General features: G+C 35.5%; 18 protein-coding genes. 10 read left to right on the forward strand and 8 right to left on the reverse strand.

All coding sequences use genetic code 11. From position 1 onward, the window contains the following. Nucleotides 1-3: 3 nt before the first annotated feature. The 3 genes from ACIQZA_RS00915 to ACIQZA_RS00925 all read right to left on the reverse strand — a co-directional run bounded on the left by ACIQZA_RS00915 (nt 4) and on the right by ACIQZA_RS00925 (nt 2,194). On the reverse strand, nt 4-219 hold the full coding sequence (locus ACIQZA_RS00915) for a hypothetical protein (RefSeq protein WP_402880122.1): 216 nt from the start codon (nt 217-219) through the stop codon (nt 4-6). A gap of 15 nt (nt 220-234) precedes the next feature. After that, nucleotides 235-1,764 (reverse strand): cardiolipin synthase, encoded by a 1,530-nt coding sequence (locus ACIQZA_RS00920; RefSeq protein ID WP_400934203.1) that lies wholly within the window; start codon nt 1,762-1,764, stop codon nt 235-237. 280 nt (nt 1,765-2,044) lie between these two features. After that, nucleotides 2,045-2,194: a hypothetical protein gene (locus ACIQZA_RS00925; protein WP_402880120.1), complete on the reverse strand. Its 150-nt coding sequence runs from the start codon at nt 2,192-2,194 to the stop codon at nt 2,045-2,047. Between the two features lie 778 nt (nt 2,195-2,972). Here ACIQZA_RS00925 and ACIQZA_RS00930 point away from each other — a divergent pair. The 10 genes from ACIQZA_RS00930 to opp4C all read left to right on the forward strand — a co-directional run bounded on the left by ACIQZA_RS00930 (nt 2,973) and on the right by opp4C (nt 15,649). Continuing rightward, nucleotides 2,973-3,962 carry an ABC transporter ATP-binding protein gene (locus ACIQZA_RS00930; protein WP_400934517.1) on the forward strand — a complete coding sequence of 330 codons (990 nt, stop codon included), beginning with the start codon at nt 2,973-2,975 and terminating at the stop codon, nt 3,960-3,962. 1 nt (nt 3,963) lies between these two features. Further along, on the forward strand, nt 3,964-4,908 hold the full coding sequence (locus ACIQZA_RS00935; protein ID WP_142507523.1) for an ATP-binding cassette domain-containing protein: 945 nt from the start codon (nt 3,964-3,966) through the stop codon (nt 4,906-4,908). 2 nt (nt 4,909-4,910) lie between these two features. Further along, nucleotides 4,911-5,873 carry an oligopeptide ABC transporter permease gene (opp4B, locus tag ACIQZA_RS00940; protein WP_142507522.1) on the forward strand — a complete coding sequence of 321 codons (963 nt, stop codon included), beginning with the start codon at nt 4,911-4,913 and terminating at the stop codon, nt 5,871-5,873. Nucleotides 5,874-5,899: 26 nt separating this feature from the next. Next, nucleotides 5,900-6,802, forward strand: a complete 903-nt coding sequence (locus ACIQZA_RS00945; RefSeq protein WP_400934206.1) for an ABC transporter permease — start codon at nt 5,900-5,902, stop codon at nt 6,800-6,802. A 13-nt stretch (nt 6,803-6,815) separates the two neighbouring features. Beyond that, nucleotides 6,816-8,600, forward strand: a complete 1,785-nt coding sequence (locus ACIQZA_RS00950) for an oligopeptide ABC transporter substrate-binding protein (RefSeq protein WP_400934207.1) — start codon at nt 6,816-6,818, stop codon at nt 8,598-8,600. A 1,310-nt stretch (nt 8,601-9,910) separates the two neighbouring features. Next, a complete protein-coding gene (locus tag ACIQZA_RS00955) occupies nt 9,911-10,930 on the forward strand; it encodes an ABC transporter ATP-binding protein (protein ID WP_400934209.1) in 1,020 nt (339 codons plus the stop codon). Beyond that, the gene (locus ACIQZA_RS00960) at nt 10,911-11,894 is read left to right on the forward strand and encodes an ABC transporter ATP-binding protein (protein WP_400934210.1); all 984 of its coding nucleotides are present in this window, start codon (nt 10,911-10,913) and stop codon (nt 11,892-11,894) included. Before ACIQZA_RS00955 ends, ACIQZA_RS00960 begins: the two co-directional genes overlap by 20 nt. A 61-nt stretch (nt 11,895-11,955) precedes the next feature. Then, nucleotides 11,956-13,680 carry an oligopeptide ABC transporter substrate-binding protein gene (opp4A, locus tag ACIQZA_RS00965; protein ID WP_402880118.1) on the forward strand — a complete coding sequence of 575 codons (1,725 nt, stop codon included), beginning with the start codon at nt 11,956-11,958 and terminating at the stop codon, nt 13,678-13,680. A gap of 82 nt (nt 13,681-13,762) precedes the next feature. Further along, a complete protein-coding gene (gene opp4B, locus ACIQZA_RS00970; RefSeq protein ID WP_274066577.1) occupies nt 13,763-14,728 on the forward strand; it encodes an oligopeptide ABC transporter permease in 966 nt (321 codons plus the stop codon). Between the two features lie 12 nt (nt 14,729-14,740). Then, the gene (gene opp4C / locus ACIQZA_RS00975) at nt 14,741-15,649 is read left to right on the forward strand and encodes an oligopeptide ABC transporter permease (RefSeq protein WP_402880116.1); all 909 of its coding nucleotides are present in this window, start codon (nt 14,741-14,743) and stop codon (nt 15,647-15,649) included. 155 nt (nt 15,650-15,804) lie between these two features. Here the strand turns inward: opp4C and ACIQZA_RS00980 are convergent, their stop codons facing one another. The 5 genes from ACIQZA_RS00980 to ACIQZA_RS01000 all read right to left on the reverse strand — a co-directional run bounded on the left by ACIQZA_RS00980 (nt 15,805) and on the right by ACIQZA_RS01000 (nt 21,415). Beyond that, nucleotides 15,805-16,731, reverse strand: coding sequence for an ABC transporter ATP-binding protein (locus tag ACIQZA_RS00980; protein ID WP_402880114.1), 927 nt, complete (start codon nt 16,729-16,731; stop codon nt 15,805-15,807). Next, a complete protein-coding gene (locus tag ACIQZA_RS00985) occupies nt 16,724-17,779 on the reverse strand; it encodes an ABC transporter ATP-binding protein (protein WP_400934215.1) in 1,056 nt (351 codons plus the stop codon). The genes ACIQZA_RS00980 and ACIQZA_RS00985 overlap by 8 nt, the downstream gene beginning before the upstream one ends. A 14-nt stretch (nt 17,780-17,793) precedes the next feature. After that, the gene (locus ACIQZA_RS00990) at nt 17,794-18,714 is read right to left on the reverse strand and encodes an ABC transporter permease (protein ID WP_400934217.1); all 921 of its coding nucleotides are present in this window, start codon (nt 18,712-18,714) and stop codon (nt 17,794-17,796) included. After that, a complete protein-coding gene (locus ACIQZA_RS00995; RefSeq protein WP_132357488.1) occupies nt 18,714-19,643 on the reverse strand; it encodes an ABC transporter permease in 930 nt (309 codons plus the stop codon). The genes ACIQZA_RS00990 and ACIQZA_RS00995 overlap by 1 nt, the downstream gene beginning before the upstream one ends. Nucleotides 19,644-19,765: 122 nt before the next feature. Next, the gene (locus ACIQZA_RS01000) at nt 19,766-21,415 is read right to left on the reverse strand and encodes a peptide ABC transporter substrate-binding protein (protein WP_402880112.1); all 1,650 of its coding nucleotides are present in this window, start codon (nt 21,413-21,415) and stop codon (nt 19,766-19,768) included. Nucleotides 21,416-21,857: the final 442 nt, after the last annotated feature.

The following is a 21,857-nucleotide window of genomic DNA, read 5'->3' on the forward strand; positions in this document are numbered from 1 at the left end:
ATGTCAAACTAAATAAAGCAGGGCTCTTCGGCAAAACGAGGGGGTGGTTTCCGTATCGCTGATAAAATGCCAAGAATCGCTGATAACATCGAGAAAACCGCTGATAAAATGCTGAGAATCGCTGATAACATCGAGAAAACCGCTGATAAAATGCCAAGAATCGCTGATAACATCAAAAAAATCGCTGATAACAATTTCAAGAACCGCCGATAGCATCATGAATCGCACCCGAATTTACAGTAGCGGAGAAATGAGTCGCATAAGTGATTCAAGCATGCGTTTTTGAATACTTCGCTTTTGAAATGACGCCCATGTAATTTCTATGGAGTCTTTAAAATCTTGTTCAAAATCATTTTTAATATCTAGCACCGTTTTAGATTCATATAGGACCGCAATGATTTCATAATTAAGTTCAAAACTACGAATATCCATATTTGCTGTACCAATTGATGCAACTTCATCATCAACAAGTACAATCTTAGCGTGCATAAAAGCTTCTTTAACGCGATAAATGGAGACACCCGCTTTTAGAAGCGGTGTAAAGTATGATTGGGATGCTTGATCACTAATGATACTATCGCCTTTTCCTGGGTATAAAATGCGGACATCTACTCCAGAAAGCGCACTCAAACGTAATAATGTTAATGTTTCCTGATCAGGAATGAAATATGGAGTGGCAATCCAAATTGACTTTTTAGCAGAGCCCATAATTTTCAATAAAGCATTTCGAATATTTGTATCATCTGAGCTAGGTCCACTTGCGACGATTTGTACGGCACCTTCTGCTTGATGAATTCCTTGACTAGGAAAGTATGTGCTATCCATAAATTGATTCCAAGACTCCGTATTTAAACTACTAGTGGCATACAGAAAATCTTCTAGAAAAATAGCCTGCAGTTTATATAAGGCTTTTCCTTCTATTTTTAAATGACTATCACGCCAAATAGGAAACTTCTTTGAACGACCAAGATATTCATCTCCGACATTGAGCCCACCTGTAAAACCAATCGTCCCATCTACAATAACAATTTTACGGTGGTTACGATAATTGACGGTTTCTAATAGCCAAGGTGAAAGAATAGAATCAAATTCAACTACTTCAATCCCTGCATCTTTCATTGGTTGTAAGAAACTTCTGCGTAATTTATTACTGCCGAGTCCATCGTAAAGAAAGCGTACGATCACGCCAGATTTTGCCTTCTTGATTAAGGCATCTCGTATGGTTGTACCGATTTCATCTGATCGATAAATATAGTATTGAATATGAATATGATGTGTAGCATTTTCAATTGCTTGTAGGATTTCGGAAAATGTTTCATTCCCGTTTGTTAAGAGCTTTGTTGTTGTCTCATTCGCAACAGGACCACCGCCAAATTTTTGGATAATTTGAGTCAAATAGGTGGATCTTTCATTTAAAGAGGAAGAGATATCTAAGTTAAAACTTCTCCCTTCTAAAATCTCACGGAATATCATTCTTTTCTCTTCTGAACGTTGTAAATGTTTCTTTCTTCTCCAGCGACTTCTTCCGAACAGTAAGTACAGTAGTACACCGATAACAGGGAGAATGGCTAATACTAAAAACCAAGCTAATGTACTTTGCGGGGAACGGTTTTCAATAAAAATAACAAAGGAAATCCCGATAATTGTGATAGGCAATAGTATGCCGATTAAGGTATATAAGGAAATGACGGACTTATTTAAGACGATGAGCATAATTGCCGCAATTGCAAATACAAATAGTAATTGGACTACGCGATTCTTCATATGTATACATTTTCACCTATTCTTTTTTATATTTTTAAAAGAGGAAGTAGTACTTTTATAGTTTTATGATAAATTGTTTTCTTGTTATTTACAATATAGACACTCCTTTGTTAGATGGATATTGTTAATTATGGTAAAATATGTTTAGTTATCACGAATGCTTCCTCTACTGTGAATCAAAACAGATAAACAATGCATCCGGAATTGGCTTTGTGCTTAGGCCTGCATGAGGGTCGACACGATGTCGGTCATATCGGCAATGTCACAGGACGTGGCGTTTTTAGACTGAGATTCTTCTATTATTAGCGGATGTTTGTACACTCGCTGAAAAGTAACTTAAACCCGTACCTGTCGCTACAGAAAACATTTGTAACTGCCGCTTTGCTTTCGCTACAGAAAACATTTGCTGAAAGAAGTTGAATTTTCTCAATAATAATTCTCCTAAATGATAAATCAACTTAACGGAAAATAATAATTAACAATTCATTAAGCGTAATATTTACCGCTTGAAGGTATACAATATTTGGAATATTCGCAATAATAGAATAATTTGATTAAAAAATTAGTATTAAAAAAATTATAAATTATTTGTAAGAGGTATGTATATTTTTATTGAAGAAAAACAGAGATTTAATATTATTTAAATATAATGAAAAATGTGTACTTCATGATATATTTTATTTTATAAATAATAAATATGCATTTTTATTGTGTTTTTTAGTGAAAAAAATAGGTTTTTTTATTAATAATTAACCATTATTTTACATTAATTATTTTATTAAAATAATAGAGAGTTGAGAAATGAAATAATAAATAATGAAAAATTGTAAACTCGATTTCTAATGATTTTGATGATGATGTAAAGTCGAAATTGTATTTATTTTTACAATAATTTAAAAATGTACTTGATTTAGTATATTATTTCTAGATAAAATGATGATACAATTAATTGTCAGATAATTCTTTTGTTGGAATAATAGTTCGGGAATGAGAGTGATTATTAATGACAACAATTTATTTGAAATTAAGATGTAAATTATATTCAAGGACGAAACTGTTTTGATTTTTCTGAAAATTGAAATACGCGGTAAAGGAAATATTAAGTAAACCGTTATAAACAAAAGCAAATTCATTTGAATATGGTGTTAGTAAGTTGGTTTTTTCTTTTGATTTGATAGGGAGGTAATCGTGTGACAAATAATCATGAAATGATTATTGAGATTAATAATTTACGTACAAGCTTTCGGCGAGCAGATGAATATTTCGCTGCAGTAGATGGTGTTGATTTGCGCATTCGAAAAAATGAGGTGCTTGCAATTGTAGGTGAGTCAGGTTGTGGTAAAAGTACTTTAGCTACATCAATTGTTGGGTTACATAATCCTATCAACACAAAAATTGAAGGTGAAATATTATATAAAGGTAAAAATTTGGTAGATATAACGGAGCAGCAATATACCCAGTTACGTGGTAGTGATTTCGGTTTTATTTTCCAAGATCCACTGGCTGCATTGAATCCGTTAAAGCGAATCGGTTTCCAAATTGAAGAACCGCTTATATACCATACGGATTTAAATGAAGCACAACGCCGTGAGCGTGCAATGGAGTTATTACAGCAAGTAGGTATACATAACCCGGAACGTATTTATAAGCAATATCCGCATGAATTATCAGGTGGTATGCGACAACGCGTAATGATAGCGACAGCGATTGCATGTAAGCCACCTCTTATTATAGCAGATGAACCAACGACGGCATTAGATGTAACGATTCAAGCGCAAATACTAGATTTATTAAAAGAATTACAAATAGAAACTGAGTCAGGCATTTTGTTAATTACCCATGACTTAGGTGTAGTAGCTGAAGTAGCAGATCGTGTTGCAGTCATGTATGCTGGACAAATTGTCGAAGAAGCACCAGTTATTGAATTATTTAAAAATCCTAAACATCCATATACACGTTCGTTACTGAACTCTATTCCTCAATCCCATAAGGTAAATGAAAAGTTAGAGGTTATTCATGGTATGGTTCCTTCATTATTTAATTTGCCACGTGGAGGTTGTCGCTTTGCAGCACGTATTCCATGGATTGACGAAAGCGCCCATGAGGAAAATCCAATATTACATGAGGTTGGACCAGAACATTTTGTTCGTTGTACGTGTTGGAAAGACTTTCACTTTAAGAAGGATGGGGGAAAATAATATGAGCTTTATGCAAATTAATGATTTATGCGTACATTATCCTATCCGTGGTGGTTTCTTCAATACCATTGTAGATCATGTTTATGCGGTAGATGGCATTACTATGGAGTTTGAAAGAGGAAAAACTTATGGTCTTGTTGGAGAATCAGGTTGTGGTAAATCGACAACAGGTAAGGCAATTATTGGTTTAGAGAAAGTGACATCTGGTCAAATAATCTATGAAGGACAAGATGTAACGAAAATGCGTCGTAGCGGTAATTCAGGATTTAATCGTGACGTACAAATGATTTTCCAAGATTCTCATTCCAGTATGAATCCAAGAAAACGTATACGTGATGTTATTGCAGAGCCTATTCGAAATTTCCTGCGTTTAAGTGAAGAGGAAGAACGAAAACGAATTAACGAGCTTTTGGCGATTGTTGGCATGCAAGAGGATGCCCAATATAAATATCCACATGAATTTTCTGGTGGTCAAAAGCAACGATTGGGTATTGCACGTGCTATGGCATGTCGCCCCAAATTAATTATTGCAGATGAACCTGTTTCTGCTCTTGATTTATCTGTACAAGCGCAGGTTTTAAACTTTATGCAAGATATACAAGAGGAATTTGGCGTAACATACTTATTCATTTCACATGACTTAGGTGTTGTAAAGCATATGTGTGATGAAATCAATATTATGTACCGAGGACGCTTCGTGGAAAAAGGACAAAGAGCAGATATATATAATGATCCACGTCATATTTATACACACCGTTTATTATCTGCCATTCCAGATATTGAGCCTGAAACACGTGTAGAACGTAAGCAAGAGCGTTTAAAAGTAAGTCAGTATTATAAAGAAAATCAGCATAAATTTTTTGATAAAGACGGAAAAGTTTATCCTTTACAATCAATTTCAGATACACATGCTGTTGCATTGGCGTCGATTGAAGGAGGAATGTGATTATGTGGAAAACGGTTCTTCGAAGAGTCATCATCATGGTTCCACAAATTATTATTTTAAGTATGTTAGTGTTTATCATTGCTAAGCTAATGCCAGGCGATCCATTTACAGGTTTAATGGGACCAGAGACAGATCCTAACCGTATTGAAGAGTTACGCGAAGCAGCAGGCTTAAACGACCCATGGTATCAACAATATGCCAGATGGGTGTCAAATGCAGTACATGGCGACTTAGGTAAAAGCTACACATATCAACGCAGTGTAACATCACTTATTGGTGAACGAGCGCTCAATACTTTCTACTTATCATTAGTTGCAATGATCCTAACTTATTTAATCGCTATTCCATTAGGACTTTTAGCAGGTCGTTATCAAGATTCTCGATTAGACCGTGGAATCGTGTTTTATAACTTTTTAAGTATGGCAATACCGCCGTTCGTGTTTGGTTTAATTTTAATTTATGTATTCGGCTATAAATTAGGCTGGGTTCCAACATCAGGTTCAGTAGATGTATTAACCGAAAAAGGTACTTTTTCTTACTATTGGGATAAACTATATCATATTATTACACCTGCTATTACGATGGCGGTTTTGGGGACGTATACAATCATTCAATATTTACGTTCAGAAATTATTGATTCTAAAAACCAAGACTATGTTAAAACAGCACGTAGTAAAGGTTTACCTATGAATAAAGTATATACACGACACATTTTCCGTAATTCATTAATTCCGATTGCGGCGGGTCTTGGGTTCACTATTACAGGTTTACTAGGCGGAACAATCTTTATTGAAACAATCTTTAGTTATCCAGGTATGGGAGAACTATTCATGTCTTCGATTGCGAGTCGTGACTATAGTGTAATTACAGCACTTATTGTGTTGTATGGTTTCTTGGGGTTACTTGGAAGTATGTTATCAGACATTATTTTAAGCATTGTAGACCCACGAATTCGTATCGACTAACTTGCAAAGAATAGAGGTGACTTTACATGGATAAAACAGAAGAGAAAAAATTAGAAGAACAACATCGCCCAGCTGTAGGTTTCCAAGTTGTTTGGCGCGAGTTTAAAAAAGATAAATTAGCGATGTTTTCATTAATATTTTTAACATTATTAATAGCGGCAGTGTTTATTACTAGTTTTATTATTGATGTAGACGAAATAATGAAAGTTAAATTACTAGGTCGCTTTGCGGAGCCGGGTGCTGATGGATATATTTTAGGTGCAGATGACGCAGGGCGCGATATTTTTGGACAATTAATTATCGGAGCGAAAAACTCTTTAATTATTGCTATATGTATTACGATTATTGCAGCAGTTATCGGTATCGTTATCGGTTTAATCACTGGCTATTACGCAGGTAAAGTTGACCTTGCTATTATGCGAATTATGGATTTCATTATGATTTTACCTAGTTTTATGATTACGATTGCCATTGTTTCAACGCTAGAGAAATATTCACCGATCCACATCGTTATATTATTAAGTATGTTTGCTTGGATTGGGAAGGCAAGGTTAATACGTAGTAAAACATTAACAGAAGCCCGTCGAGATTATGTAAGTGCTTCAAAAACGATGGGTACAAGTGATTTTAAAATTATGTTTAGAGAGGTTTTACCAAACTTAAGCTCTATTATTATCGTTAACTTAACATTAAGTCTAGCGGGTAATATGGGTGCTGAAACGGGTCTTTCATTTTTAGGGTATGGCTTACCACCTTCAACACCAAGTTTAGGTACTCTAGTAAGCTATGCGAGAGATCCTGAGATTTTAGTAGATAAATGGTGGATTTGGTTACCTGCAGCATTATTTATTTTAGTGATGATGCTTGGTATAAATTATGTTGGTCAAGCGTTACGACGTGCGGCTGACTCAAGACAACGATTAGGCTAAGGAGGAAGGGTAAATGAAGAAAAAAAGTGTTTTTCTGCTAACTTTACTATTAACACTAGTTTTAGCACTAGCGGCATGTAGTGGAGGGGGCAAAGAATCTTCAAAAGATGACAAGAAGAAAACAGCAACTCGTAGTTTCCCAATGGAAGTAAAGAATGAAGGAGAACCAATTAAAGGTGGTGTTTTACAAGTAGCTTTACCATCTTCATCACCGTTCAAAGGTATCTTTTTACAAGAATTCTCCTCAGATACGAATGACTCAGCGATTATGAAATTTGCAAGTAACATTCTTTTTGATAATGACGGTGACTTTTTACTAACAGATACAGGTCTTGCAAGTCTAAAGGTTGACGCAGATGCAAATAAAGCAACTGTAAAAATACGTGAAAATGTAAAATGGTCTGATAAAGAGCCATTTACAATCGACGATGTTATTTTCCCTTATGAAATTATCGGTCACCCTGATTATGAAGGCGTTCGTTATGACGATGATTTCCAAAATATTATTGGCGCTGAAGAGTACCATGATAAGAAAGCAGATACAATTTCAGGTTTAAAACGAGTAGATGATCATACATTAGAAATTTCATTTAAATCAATTTCACCAGCAATTTTCAGCGGTGGTGATGGATTGTGGAGTTCAGCTGTACCAAAACATCAATTAAAAGATATTCCGGTAAAAGATATGATAAGCTCTGATGCAGTGCGTGTAAATCCAGTAACTTTAGGGCCTTTCAAATTCGATAAAATTGTTAATGGTGAGTCAGTGAAATTTGTTAAAAATGAAAATTACTGGAAAGGTGAACCTAAACTCGACGGTGTAGTAGTAAAAGTAGTTTCACCAGAAACATTACCGAAGGCATTAAATTCAGGAACTTATGACATAGCGGTAAATGGTTTCCCAGGTTCAAAGATTACACAAATTGAAAATTCTAAAAACTTAGCGATTTTATCGCGTCCACGATTATCTTATAGCTATTTGAGCTTCAAGCTAGGTAAATTCGATAATGCAAAAGGAATTAACGTAACAGATAAAAATGCAAAATTAGGTGACCCAAAATTACGTCAAGCATTAGCTTATGCAATCGATGTAGAAGAGGTAAACGAAAAATTAGGCAATGGTATTAATACACGTGCCACAACGTTAATTCCTCCAGCATTTGCATCATTCCATACAAAGGATATGCCAGGCTTCACGTATGATAAGAAAAAGGCGCAACAATTATTAGATGAAGCAGGCTATAAAGATGTGGATGGCGATGGTATTCGTGAAGATAAAGATGGTAAACCATTTACAATCAAATTAGGTGCACAAGGTGGTACCGAGGTACTAGAATCTACGATTGAATACTACCGTCAAAACTGGAAAGAAGTCGGTATTAATGTTGAATTAGCTTCTGGTCGTCTAATGGAGTTTAACTCATTTACTGATAAGCTTAAAAAAGATGATCCAGAGATTGAAATGTTCTTTGGTGCTTGGAGTACAGGAACAAATCCATCTCCAAAAGGATTATATGGTGAGGGTGCATTATTCAACTTGTCACGTTTTGTATCACCTGAATTAACTGCAATTTTAGATGATATCGATTCTAAAGAATCTTTAGATTTAAATCATCGCAAAGAAGCATTCCGAAAGTTTGAAGAGTATATGTTTGAACAGGCTACAACAATTCCAACTGTGGCAGTTACTGATCTAATTCCAGTTAATAAACGTGTTAAAAACTATAATTTTGACTATGCAAATGAAACTCAATACCATGAAATCGAGTTAACTGCTGATGCTCCATTAAAAAACTAATAGCACATAGTTAAGTGTGAGAGTATAAACTGTAGGCAAATTCTTTAATAAGAATTTCCTACAGTTTTTTTGCGTTTTTTTAACTTCTTTCAGTAATTACCGAAAGCACAGCGTCAGCTACACAAGTCTCCCACCTCTATAGGCGGGTAGATGAATGCGAATTAGTTACTTTTCAACGTGTGCCAGCACAATCAAAGGAAACAGGTCTGTTTCAAAGTGTAGGACCGTACATTAACTAAAATGGGCAAGAAAAAGCATTCGTTGCGATATCACATTATTGCTTTGGTTAATTACATAATGCGACAATAAGGAGCAATTTAGTCAAATCAAAGTCCCCTTGCAGCTTTTCATTCATCAAATTAAAACACAATCCATAATTATTATCTAATTTTATGTCGAGAAATTAATTTATTTTTTACAAAAAAATAAGTAGATGTCCGTAACAAATAGTTGAATTAAATTATTTGTCCTCTATAATAATTCTTGCTTTAAGGGGTTGATGTGTTAATAGAAAAAATTATTTATTAATAATTATTAGGGAAAAGGTGTAAAAATGGTAAAATATGAAAAGTTCAGCGTCATAGTGGAGACTCTGTAAACGCAATCGGACATCCTCAGGAAAGTGCCCAGTCGGAATGGAAATCAACCACACGTTATGGTGATCAGCTAAAATTCATCTAAAAACCGAATCCGAATAAATGTAGGATTTATGAGGAAAAGTATAAGGAATAAATGAATATTTGCTATATTGTAATAATAAAAAAGTCATGCTTTAAACCGATAAAGTGGGAAGTCAACAAAATACTCATTGAAGAAAAATACAAATTTATTGAGTGAAATTGGAATAGTTGTATGGATTAATTTGTATATAAGAATATAAGGAATGTAAAAATTCACTTGATTAAACATGTTATTTCTAGCTAAAATGATATTACACTTAATTATCAGAATATTATTTCATTTGGGACTTGTCTTAAAATTCTTTACAAAGAAGAGATTGATATTCTTTTATTTTGATGATTTTTATATTGAAATGATTTTGAAATAAGTTTATCTGATTTTTTCGGGCTATTAATTCAACGCCTTTTAGCAATTGTTTTCTGTAGCGAAAGCAAAGCGTCAGCTCAGAAGGCGCTGTGGTATTACCGAAAGGATCGGCATCGTATCGCATTCATACAGGCCTAAGCACAAAGTCGATGAATTTTTAAAAGGAATTTTTATGTGAAAAGGATAGTACTTAACACGCGGCATCTAACTTACTACATTGCAACAGTAGTTAAGTAAAAACTCTTAAAAGGTGTGATGTAAAAATGAGCTTAATGTTAGAAGTGAAAAACCTTAAAGCTGGTTTTGATATAGACGGGGAGCTATATCATGCTGTTGATGATGTTTCATTTTCAGTTAAATCTGGTCAGATCGTTGGAGTAGTTGGTGAATCAGGCTGTGGAAAAAGTGTAATGTCTCTTTCTATTATGCAATTACTTCCAAAAGGAGTTGGTAAAATCACGGGAGGTGAAATAAGATTCCACGGGAAAAACATAGAGAATTATTCGAACGACGAGATGAATAAAATCAGAGGAAATGATATTAGTATGATTTTCCAGGAACCTATGACATCCTTAAATCCTGTTTTTACTATAGGCTCACAAATTGAAGAGATTATGCTTAATCATAGTAAAATGTCTAAGGCTGAGGCTAGAAGTAAGGCGATTGATTTATTAAAACAGGTTGGCATTCCAAGAGCTGAAAAAATTGTGAATGAATACCCTCATCAATTGTCAGGTGGTATGAGGCAAAGAGTAATGATCGCTATCGCTATTGCTTGTCAGCCTAGACTTTTAATAGCGGATGAACCAACTACTGCACTTGATGTAACAGTGCAGGCCCAAATACTAGATTTATTGAAAAGTATTCAGGGTAAAAATAACATGTCTATTGTACTGATCACTCACGATTTAGGTGTAGTTGCGGAAATATGTGATGAAGTAATTATTATGTATGCTGGAAAGATCGTAGAACGGACAACTGTTGATAACTTGTTTTACAATCCCAAACACCCATATACCAAACTCTTAATGGCATCGATTCCGAGAATAGATACAGAAGTAAATGAGTTAGCTACTATTAAAGGCATTGTACCTTCTTTAAAAAATATGCCTCAAGAAGGCTGCCGTTTTGTTGATAGATGTCCATCGGCGATGCCTGAATGTAGTAATGTTACGCCACAACTTACTTTCGTAGACGATAATCATGAAGTCTCTTGTTTACTTTTTGAAGGCTGTAATTCTAGAAAGGGTGTGGGCAGACAATATGAATCAAACTACAAATAATAAAGAAAATTTATTGGAGCTAATTAATTTAAAAACCTATTACCCGATTAAAGGTGGATTATTCAAACATACGATTGGACATGTTAAAGCCGTAGATAATATTTCTTTTTCAATAAAAAATGGTGAAACATTAGGGTTAGTAGGCGAATCTGGCTGTGGAAAGTCAACAACAGGTCGTACTATTTTAAGATTGTTAGACGCAACGGAAGGAAAAATTATTTTTAATGGTCATGATATTACAAAATTGCAAGGAAAATCATTAAGAGAAATAAGGAAAGATATCCAAATGGTGTTTCAAGATCCTTATGCATCATTAAATCCTATGCAAATGGTAGGTAGTATCATAGCTGAACCAATTATGAATTATCATAAAAAACCACTTAAATCCTTGAAAAATGAAGTGATGGAGCTTTTACAAAAAGTTGGCTTACCCGAAGATGCATATTACAAATATGCACATGAATTTTCTGGTGGACAGCGTCAACGGATTGGTATTGCTAGAGCACTTGCACTTAAACCAAAACTAATTATAGCGGATGAACCAGTTTCAGCATTAGATGTCTCTGTGCAATCTCAGGTGCTTAATTTGCTAAAAGAGTTACAGGATGAGTTTGACTTAACATTTTTATTTATTGCTCATGATTTAAGTGTTGTAAAACATATGAGTGATCGAATCGGTGTGATGTATTTAGGAAACATTGTGGAAATTGCAGATAAAGAACATATTTATGATGAACCACTTCATCCGTATACACAAGCGTTAATCTCTGCCATTCCGGTACCTGATCCAAGGAAAAAGAGTAGCCGTATCGTATTAGAGGGGGATATCCCTAGTCCGGCTAATCCTCCTCAGGGGTGCCCCTTCCATCCACGTTGTCCAAAGGTAATGGCAGAGTGTTCATTATCTAAACCAACCTTAAAGGAGGTGAAGCGGGGGCATAGAGTTGCATGCCATTTATATTAAAAAATTATAAGAAAATCGTGTGTTAATTATTTTCAAAATAAAATTCACGGGGGGATAAACAATGAAAAAATCAGCATTTTGGGCTTTCATGCTAATGCTAGTAACAGCTTTGTTTTTAGCAGCGTGTAATAACGACAACTCGACAACTGACAAAGATAAGGAAAAAGATAAAGGTGATTCCACAAAGACTAGTGAAACAGCAAAAAATAATGTAGTCACTTTCGGTACTGACCAAGCGCCTGAAGGTGTATTTGATCCAGCATTTAATGGAAGTATTGTAGATAGTTATATTCAAAATTTCACAATGGATGGTATTTATGATGTAAATGATGACTTAGAATATGTTCCTAATTTAGCAACTTGGGAAATTAGTGAGGATAAATTAACTTATACGTTTTCCTTTAAGAAAGGTGTAAAATGGCACAATGGTGAAGAGTTAACAGTTGATGACTGGGTATTTGCATTAGAGACAATAGCTAATAAGGATTACGATGGCCCACGATTCAATTATGTTGAAAATATTAAAGGGGCAAAAGCAAAAAAAGCAGGGAAAGCTGACAAAATCGAAGGGATCGAAGTCGTTGATCCATATACTGTGAAAATTACTTTTGACAAAGTGAAAGTAAATAATTTAGAAAATCTTTGGTCTTATCCAATGCCAAAGAAACATTATGAAGGTATTGCTGTTAAAGATTTAAGCGAGTCGAAACAAGTTCGTGAAAATCCTGTTGGCGTAGGACCGTTTAAAGTGAAAAAGGTTGTAGACGGTGAATATTCTGAATTAGAGCGTTTTGATGATTACTGGAAGGGCAAGCCGCAGCTTGATGGGGTGATTGTAAAAGTAATTGACCCATCATTGGCAGCTGGTGCGTTCCAAAACGGAGAAATTGACATTATGGATATTAGACCACAAGCTGTGAAAGAATTGTCAGCATTGAAAAATGTACGTATTGAAGAAACGAATGGTGTAACTTACTCGTATATCGGTCTTCGTTTTGGTCATCGTGATAAAGCTACTCTTAAAAATGTAGCAGATTTTGATAAGTTTAAATCAAAAGAATTGCGCCAAGCACTATTATACGCAATTAACCGTCCAGCAATGATCGATGCTTTCTTAGAAGGAAAAGCTGAAGTTGCGAATACTGTGGTTCCACGTGCCTTCTGGATTGCTGCAGAGGAATCTGACTTAAATCAATATGCACACAATCCAGAAAAGGCTAAAGAGCTTCTTAAGTCTGCGGGTTATGTAGATATTAATGGTGATGGCTTTGTAGAAGATCCTAAAGGGAAGCCATTTAAAATTTCATTTGCTCACTATGCTGGTCCTGCTGCCTTTGAAGGTCGCTCTCAAGCGATTATCCAAGCTTGGAATGATATCGGAGTGAAAACAGAGCAAGCAACTGGTACTTTAATAGAGTTTAACTTATATAATGATATGAAAAAAAATGATGATGCTGCATTAGAAGCATTCTTCGGTTCTTGGAGTACAGGTGCAGATCCTGACCCATCTGGTTTATGGGGGAACGATGCAGAATGGAACTTCGGTCGCTATATAGATGCTAAAAACCAAAAATTATTAGATCAAGGCTTAAGTGAAGAAGCATTTGACAAAGATAAGCGTAAGCAAATTTATGTGGAATGGCAAAAATACTTCAATGAAGAATTACCAGCCCTACCATTATGGGAAGGCTTAGATTTATATGGCATTAATAATCGACTACAAGGTGTTCATATTAACGCTGTTGGTTTCCAAACAGATGTCTATAAATGGTATGTTGAGGAATAAATTGTAAACTGTTAAGCCTACTAACTAGGCCACCTTCATGAATTGGGCCTAGTTAGTAAATTTCTAGATAAGGAGACGTCACATGCTTCAATACACACTTAGAAGATTTCTTGGCATGATTCCATTGTTACTCCTTATTTCTGTGGTGGTGTTCTTTTTAGCAAAAATGATGCCAGGAGATCCATTTGCTGGTGAAATCAATCCTTCTAATACGAATCCACAATACATTGAAGAAATGAGAGAAAAATTAGGCTATAATGACCCGATTATCGTGCAATATGGTAGATGGGTCGGTAAATTTATACAAGGGGATTTCGGGAAATCTACAGTTTATAAAAAACCGGCTGCAGAGATTATTGCTCAGCGAATACCAAATACAATATTTTTAGCGTTAACATCATTAGTTTTTACGTACTTTTTTGCATTTCTTATGGGAATGTATGCAGGAAGAAAACCTTATACACTCGGTGATAATTTAATTGCAACTTATAATTATTTAGCTTTAGCCATTCCATCGTTTGTTGCAGGGATTGTTGCTATTTATTTCTTTTCCTTTAAGCTAGGATGGTTTCCTTTCAATGGTTCCGTAGGTGTAGGGATAGGGGAAGGAACTTGGGCGTACTACATGAGTAGGATGCACCATGTTTTGTTACCTGCACTTATTTTAGGATTAATGGGAACGGCGTCCTATACACAATTTTTACGAAATGACATTATTGAAAATAGTAGGAAAGATTTTGTAAGAACAGCGAGAGCAAAGGGAACAAAAGAGTCGAAAATATATAACAAACATATTTTACGGAATTCTATTATTCCAATAATTACGTATCTAGGTTTTGATATTGCCACATTAATTAGTGGTGCGGTAATAACAGAAACCATCTTTACTTATCCGGGGATAGGCGCACTCTTCTTAGAATCTGTTGGACGTAGAGATTATGCGGTCATGATGTCGATAACAATGTTACTTTCATTTTTAACACTTTTTGGAAATTTAGTAGCGGATATATTATATGGTGTTGTAGATCCGCGTATTAGACTAGATTAAGGAGGGGAAAATATGACATTGGTAACTGATCAAGAAGTTTTATCGCCAAAGGCACCGAAAAAAAGCCCCTCGCCATGGGTGATAGCGAGACGAAAGTTTGTTAAAAATAAATTAGCGATGATTAGTCTAATTTTTTTACTAATCGTTATCGTTGTATCGTTTTTAGCTCCTTATATTACAACAAAAGATATTGTACGTGTTGATTTCATGAAAATTAGTCTACCTCCATCAAGCGAGCATTGGCTAGGAACAGATACGAATGGACGAGATGTTTTTACTAGAATGCTCTACGCTGGTAGATCATCTTTAACAGTTGGATTAGGCTGTATGATTTTTATTGTATTGATTGGAACAGCTGTTGGCGCTATTTCAGGGTATTTTGGAGGGAAAATAGATCAAATGTTAATGCGATTTACTGATTTCGTATTAATGTTTCCATTTTTAGTTTTCTGTATTGTTTTAAATACTATACTTTCAGGAAAAATATCCGGTCTATGGACATTAATAATTGTTATATCACTTTTAATGTGGGGAAGCGTTGCAAGGATAGTACGAAGTAGGGTTTTAACTGAAAAGGAAAATGAGTATATATTAGCTGCCCAGTCAATTGGCTGTAAACCATCAAAAATAATCATTAAGCACTTATTGCCTAACGTTGCATCGACGATTATTGTACAGGCAACATTATTGATGGCGGTAACAATTGTTGCAGAATCTAGTTTAAGCTTTTTAGGCCTTGGGGTTCCGGCTGATACACCTAGCTGGGGCAATATGCTATTTGAGGCTAGAAACTCAGATGTACTAAAGGATAAGCTTTGGATGTGGGTACCACCTGCAACGGCTATCACGCTAGTTATTTTGTCTATCAACTTTATTGGAGAAGGATTAAAAGATGCTTTGAATCCAAAATCAAGAAGGTAATAGACAAGCTTGATTTGTATTAGCAGAAAATAAAGCACCTTTAAAAGTAATAAATTCTCACTTTTAAAGGTGTTAAATTTTTATTTACATGAATCCGCGAATAAAAAAAGATGAAAATCCATCCAGTAATAAATAATGGATGGATTTATAAGTTTTTATCGATTAGCAATCCAAGTTTTCATAAGGTCTGCAGTACCATAAACGTAATGCTGATCGCCAACTTCGTGGTATGTTGCGCTATCGTCAACCTCAGTATGCTTGTACGGAATACGTTGACGGCGTTTTTCTGACATTGGGTCAGGAAGTGGGATCGCAGATAATAAAGATTTTGTATACGGATGAACAGGGTGATTGTATATATCATCTGCTTTACCGATTTCCATGATTTTACCACGGTACATAACAGCGATACGGTCACTGATATATTTAACCATTGATAAGTCATGGGCAATGAAAAGATATGTTAAGCCACGTTCTTTTTGCAGTTGTTTTAATAAGTTTACAACTTGCGCTTGAATCGAAACGTCAAGTGCAGAAATAGGTTCATCGGCGATAATAAACTTAGGATCTAAGCTTAGCGCACGGGCGATCCCGATACGTTGACGTTGGCCGCCAGAGAATTCGTGAGCATAACGGTTTGCGTGCTCTTTGTTTAAGCCAACAGCCTCTAACAGTTGATTTACTTTTTCACGGCGCTCTTTTTTATCTTTGTAAAGACCGTGAATTGTAAAGCCTTCACTAATGATTTCTCCAGCTGTCATACGCGGGTTTAATGAAGCGTATGGATCTTGGAAAATCATTTGCATTTGACGATTAAATTTCTTTAATTCATTTTTGTTTTTTTTCCCATGGACGTTCTCGCCATCGAAAATAATCTCCCCATCTGTAATGTCGTACAGGCGAATAATGGAACGCCCAGTTGTTGATTTACCACAGCCTGATTCTCCTACAAGACCGAGTGTTTCACCTTCGTAGACATCGAAGCTAATACCGTCAACTGCTTTAATAGGGTTACTTGCTGAACCGAAATGCTGCTTTAAATTTTTAATTTCAAGAACTTTTTTTGCGCCCGATTTAGTCATTTGATTGTGCCTCCTTTGCTAAATATCCTTCAATACGTTTAGCAACCTCATCTGGAAGCGGAATTTTTGGTGCATCAGGATGCATCAACCAAGTTTTTGCAAAGTGCGTTTCACTTACTTGGAACATCGGTGGCTCTTGCTCATAGTCAATAGCCATTGCAAATTCATTACGAGCGGCAAACGCATCGCCCTTTGGAGGGTGAATAAGATCTGGTGGTGAACCAGGGATCGTGCGTAATAGCTCATCCGTATCGTTATCTAAGTCAGGCATTGAACCAAGTAGACCCCATGTATATGGATGCTTAGGGTTATAGAAAATATCATTAACAGTACCATATTCAACGATTTGTCCGGCATACATAACTGCAACTCGGTCAGCAACGTTTGCCACGACACCTAAATCGTGAGTAATGAAAATGATCGATGTTTTCGAATTTTTTTGAATTTCTTTCATTAGCTCTAAAATTTGCGCTTGAATAGTAACGTCTAAAGCTGTTGTTGGTTCATCGGCAATTAGAAGCTTAGGATCAGCTGCGAGTGCGATAGCAATAACAACACGTTGACGCATACCGCCTGAAAACTCATGCGGGTATTGATTATAACGTTTTTCAGGGAAGGGGATACCTACCTGTGTTAAAAGTTCGATTGCACGTTTTTTAGCATCAGCTTTTGATACCTTTTTATGTTGTAAAATAACTTCAGTTATTTGACGTCCGACCTTCATCGTCGGATTTAAGCTTGTCATTGGATCTTGGAAAATCATTGCAATTTCATTTCCGCGTATTTTTGACATTTCTTTATCGCTTAAAGACACTAAATCACGGCCATTAAACATAATTTGTCCGGACTCATAAATACCAGGTGGCTGTGGAATTAGTTTCATTAATGCGTTACTCGTAACACTCTTACCAGAACCGGATTCACCAACGATTGCGAGTGTTTCACCTTCTTTTAAGTCAAAATTAACACCACGAACAGCATGAACAAGCCCTGCATACGTTTTAAAGTTTATTTTTAAATCTTTTACTTCTAAAATTGTTTTACTCATTTTCGGCCACCTCCTTATTTACGTAGTTTTGGATCTAATGCATCACGTAAGCCGTCACCAACTGCGTTAAATGCAAAGATTGTTAGTGAAATGAATACTGCAGGGAATATTAAACGCCACGGTGCATTGGCAATCGCTCCATTTCCATCAGAAGCCATTGTTCCCCAAGAGGCTTGTGGGGCAGGAACCCCAAGTCCTAAATAACTAAGGAAAGACTCTGTAAAAATAGCAGTTGGCACTGTTAATGTCATGGATACTAAAATTGCACCAAGTGCATTTGGCACTAAATGTTTGATAATTAAATGTCCTGTTCTTGCGCCCAATGTACGAGCCGCTAAAACATACTCTTGATTTTTAATAGATAATACTTCACCACGTACAATACGGGCCATATTGATCCAACCTGTAATGGATAATGCAATAATCATTGGGAAAATACCTTGTTCTAATACTACTAAAAGTACGATTACTACTAAAAGGTAAGGTACTGCTGTTAAAACATCGGCAATACGCATCATAATATTGTCAACACGACCGCCTGCTAAACCAGAAATACTTCCCCATAATACACCAATGATCAAGTCTATGATTGCCGCAGCAAACCCGATGAATAAAGAAATACGAGCGCCAGCCCATATGCGAACGAAAATATCTCGACCTAAATCATCTGTACCAAACCAAAATTCTGATGATGGTGGGGCATTAAAAGCACCTAATTGATCGCTATAGTGGTATTGTGACAACATCGGCACAAAGGTAGCCATTAAAACAATAATTATTAAAGCAATTAAGCCAAAAATGGCCATTTTATTATGGGAAAAACGGATAAATACTTCCTTCCAAAAAGAGACAGATTTATCAGTTAATTTTTCGGTTGCTTCATGATTTCCGCCAACAATTTTAAATTTATCTTTTTCGATTTGTTGCTGTGTCATTACTTTTTCGCTCCTTTCAGTCTAATTCGCGGATCGATCACGCTATATAAAATATCTACGATGAATACCGCAAATAAAAGAATGATTGCGTAGAACACGGTTGTCCCCATAATAACAGTATAATCACGATTCGTAATACTTTGCACAAAGTGCTTACCTAATCCAGGAACCGCAAAAATTGACTCTACAATGAAGCTACCTGTAACAACAGCAGCTGTTAATGGACCTAAATAAGTAACGACTGGTAAGAGGGCGTTTCGTAAAGTATGGCGGAAGACGATTGTCCATTTACCTATACCTTTTGCACGAGCCATTTTTACGTAATCACTATTATTTTGATCCAGCATACTTGAACGTACTAGTTTAGCAATAAAGCCCATATGCGATAATGCAATAGCTAAGGCTGGCAATATACTATAAGCAAAGCCTTTCCATCCACTAATTGGGAATAACTGAAGTTTATAGGCAAGGAAATACTGCATAAGTCCAGCTAATATAAAAGATGGAACGGAAATTCCGAGCACCGCAAAGGTCGTTGCCAAATAATCTGGCCACCTATTATGATAAAGCGCAGCAATTACACCGATTAATACACCAAATCCAATTGCTAGCAGCATCGCTTCAATTCCTAAAGTTAATGATACAGGGAAGCCTTCTGCAATCATATCATTTGTAGAACGCGCTTTATATTTCATAGATTCACCGAAATTAAAAGTGGCCGCATCGATTAAATAATCTTTGTACTGAATATACCAAGGGTTATTTAATCCATACGTTTCGTTTAACTTTGCCTCTATTTGAGGAGGTAAATTACGTTCAGATGCAAATGGGTTACCAGGAGCAAGACGCAATAGGAAAAACGTAGCCGTTACGATGACGAAAAGCGCGAGAAGTATATACATCAGCCTTTTCAAAATATATTTAATCACATAAAACTCCTCCTTCTATTTGTCAATTTTCTGACAAATAAGTGCCTTCGTATTTTAAAAAGAGCTGACTCGCGCCGCAGTGGCTACGAGGCAGCTCTCCGCTTAGAGCTTAAAAGAAATTATTATTTAATCTTTACATATTTAAGGTGAATATCACCAGTTGGATTTGGATCTAAGTTTTCAATACCTTTTTTAACTACTGACAAGTTAGTGTAGTAGTAAATAGGTGCAACTGGGAATTCTGTCATAATAATAGCTTCGGCTTGTTTTAAATAATCAAGACGTTTAGCTTCGTCTACCTCAGCAACTGCTTTGTCCAATAATTTTTTGTACTCAGCATTTTCCCAGCTTGTTTGATTGTTACCATTTTTAGCTGTATCGAACTGTTCAAGGAATGTATATGGATCAAGATAATCAGCTACCCAGCCCATACGACCAATTTGATAGTCACCAGTTTTTAATTTGTCAATATAAACTTGCCATTCTGAGTTATCTAACTGAGATGAAATACCAAGTTTTTTGCTCCATTCTTCTTGAATATATTGAGCGATTGCTGCATGCGCTTCAGAAGTGTTGAATGAAATATTCACTTTAATATCTTTAGCGTCTTTAATACCAAGTTCTTTCATCCCTGCTTCAAGAGCAGCTTTTGCTGCATCAACATCATTATCTTTGAAGTAACCACGGTCTTTTGTAAAGTTAGGAACTGCTACCGGAATCATACCTGTAGCCGGTTTTTGTTCACCTTTAGTTACGTTGTCAATTAATTTTTGACGATCGATTGCTAGAGCAAGAGCTTTACGGATATTTGCATTGTTCATAATTTTGTCTTTTGTATTGAATTTATACCAATAAATACTTGCTTGGTCCTTGATTCTTAAAGAACCATCTTTTTTGAAGCCATCAATTGCATTAAGATCTACTGTTTGGAATGGTGCACCAATATAGTCAAGCGAGCCAGATTTAAAGTTAGTAGCAACAGTTGGTTCTTTTTCAATCATAGCAATATTTACAGTATCAACATCAACATTTGAAGCATCCCAATAATCTTCAAATTTTGTAAGAACGATAGAAGCGTCATGTTTCCAATCGCTTAATTTATAAGGACCATTTGTTACGTAATTTTCACCTGCGTCTGCGTACCATTGTTTATTAGCTTCAGTCACTTTTTTGTTAACTGGTAAATAAGTTTTGAATCCGGTTAATTCTAGGAAATACGGAGTTGGGTTTTCTAGAGTTACGACTAAAGTTTTGTCATCTTCAGCTTTGATACCAACGTCATCAGCAGAACCGCCATTTTGGTGGTAAGCTTGAGCCCCTTTAATTGGGTAGAAAATAGAAGAATACGCAGAAAGGTTATCTGGATTTAATGCCCATTTCCAAGCATATTCAAAGTCGCCAGCTACAACTGTATCACCATTTGACCATTTTGCATCACGTAAATGGAAAGTGTAAGTCTTTTTATCAGGACTGATTTCCCACTTTTCAGCCATACCTGGAGTAGGCTTACCTTCAGCGTCTGACACAGTTAGACCCTCAAAAACATTAATTAAGATTGCACTAGATGTAGTATCCTCTGCAAGTCCTGGGTTTAAAGATGGTGGTTCTGAAGGAATTGCTAAGTTAAGCTCTTTAGATTTTGAACCAGAATCTTTACTGCCGTCTGAAGATGAAGAATTATCAGACTTATCACCACCAAAGCCACATGCAGCCAGTACTAATGAGAATACTGCAAGGACAGTTAATAATAAAAACTTTTTGTTTTTATTCATGTAAATCCCCCTTATACAATTTTAAGCCTTCTATGAAGCTCTTATTTAATATACCAAAAAAATCATTGTGTACAAAATAAAAAATATTCAAATTTATATAGTATTATCTGACATTTTTGAAGATAATAACTTTTTCTGATTCATTACTTTAAATCAGGAAAGCGCTTTCGTAATAAAAAAATGATATTTTTTTATTCAATACATCAAAAAAGTAATAAAAATAAAAAAGTAACTTGCTATGTTGAAAATTCTTATTCTTCAGATAACACTATTGTTATTTAAAAAATAAGTCTAAAGTCATGTGTGGAATATTTAAGATATTTGTGTAGATTTGTAGAAAATCATTGTAAAAAAGAGTAATTTCGATTCCTAGAAATGTATTTTCTGTAATTTATATTCTCGAAGAATGAATATTTTTAGCTATTAATAATATATAAGAAAC

Origin of the sequence: Lysinibacillus sp. NPDC096382 (genome assembly GCF_044762845.1) — a bacterium.
Lineage (GTDB): Bacteria > Bacillota > Bacilli > Bacillales_A > Planococcaceae > Lysinibacillus.

Excerpts from the sequence above, each read along its gene's own strand:
- ACIQZA_RS00915 (WP_402880122.1), bottom strand. The coding sequence starts at position 219 with ATGATGCTATCGGCGGTTCTTGAAATTGTTATCAGCGATTTTTTTGAT.
- ACIQZA_RS00920 (WP_400934203.1), bottom strand. The coding sequence starts at position 1,764 with ATGAAGAATCGCGTAGTCCAATTACTATTTGTATTTGCAATTGCGGCA.
- ACIQZA_RS00930 (WP_400934517.1), top strand. The coding sequence starts at position 2,973 with ATGATTATTGAGATTAATAATTTACGTACAAGCTTTCGGCGAGCAGAT.
- ACIQZA_RS00935 (WP_142507523.1), top strand. The coding sequence starts at position 3,964 with ATGAGCTTTATGCAAATTAATGATTTATGCGTACATTATCCTATCCGT.
- opp4B (WP_142507522.1), top strand. The coding sequence starts at position 4,911 with ATGTGGAAAACGGTTCTTCGAAGAGTCATCATCATGGTTCCACAAATT.
- ACIQZA_RS00945 (WP_400934206.1), top strand. The coding sequence starts at position 5,900 with ATGGATAAAACAGAAGAGAAAAAATTAGAAGAACAACATCGCCCAGCT.
- ACIQZA_RS00950 (WP_400934207.1), top strand. The coding sequence starts at position 6,816 with ATGAAGAAAAAAAGTGTTTTTCTGCTAACTTTACTATTAACACTAGTT.
- ACIQZA_RS00955 (WP_400934209.1), top strand. The coding sequence starts at position 9,911 with ATGAGCTTAATGTTAGAAGTGAAAAACCTTAAAGCTGGTTTTGATATA.
- ACIQZA_RS00960 (WP_400934210.1), top strand. The coding sequence starts at position 10,911 with ATGAATCAAACTACAAATAATAAAGAAAATTTATTGGAGCTAATTAAT.
- opp4A (WP_402880118.1), top strand. The coding sequence starts at position 11,956 with ATGAAAAAATCAGCATTTTGGGCTTTCATGCTAATGCTAGTAACAGCT.
- opp4B (WP_274066577.1), top strand. The coding sequence starts at position 13,763 with ATGCTTCAATACACACTTAGAAGATTTCTTGGCATGATTCCATTGTTA.
- opp4C (WP_402880116.1), top strand. The coding sequence starts at position 14,741 with ATGACATTGGTAACTGATCAAGAAGTTTTATCGCCAAAGGCACCGAAA.
- ACIQZA_RS00980 (WP_402880114.1), bottom strand. The coding sequence starts at position 16,731 with ATGACTAAATCGGGCGCAAAAAAAGTTCTTGAAATTAAAAATTTAAAG.
- ACIQZA_RS00985 (WP_400934215.1), bottom strand. The coding sequence starts at position 17,779 with ATGAGTAAAACAATTTTAGAAGTAAAAGATTTAAAAATAAACTTTAAA.
- ACIQZA_RS00990 (WP_400934217.1), bottom strand. The coding sequence starts at position 18,714 with ATGACACAGCAACAAATCGAAAAAGATAAATTTAAAATTGTTGGCGGA.
- ACIQZA_RS01000 (WP_402880112.1), bottom strand. The coding sequence starts at position 21,415 with ATGAATAAAAACAAAAAGTTTTTATTATTAACTGTCCTTGCAGTATTC.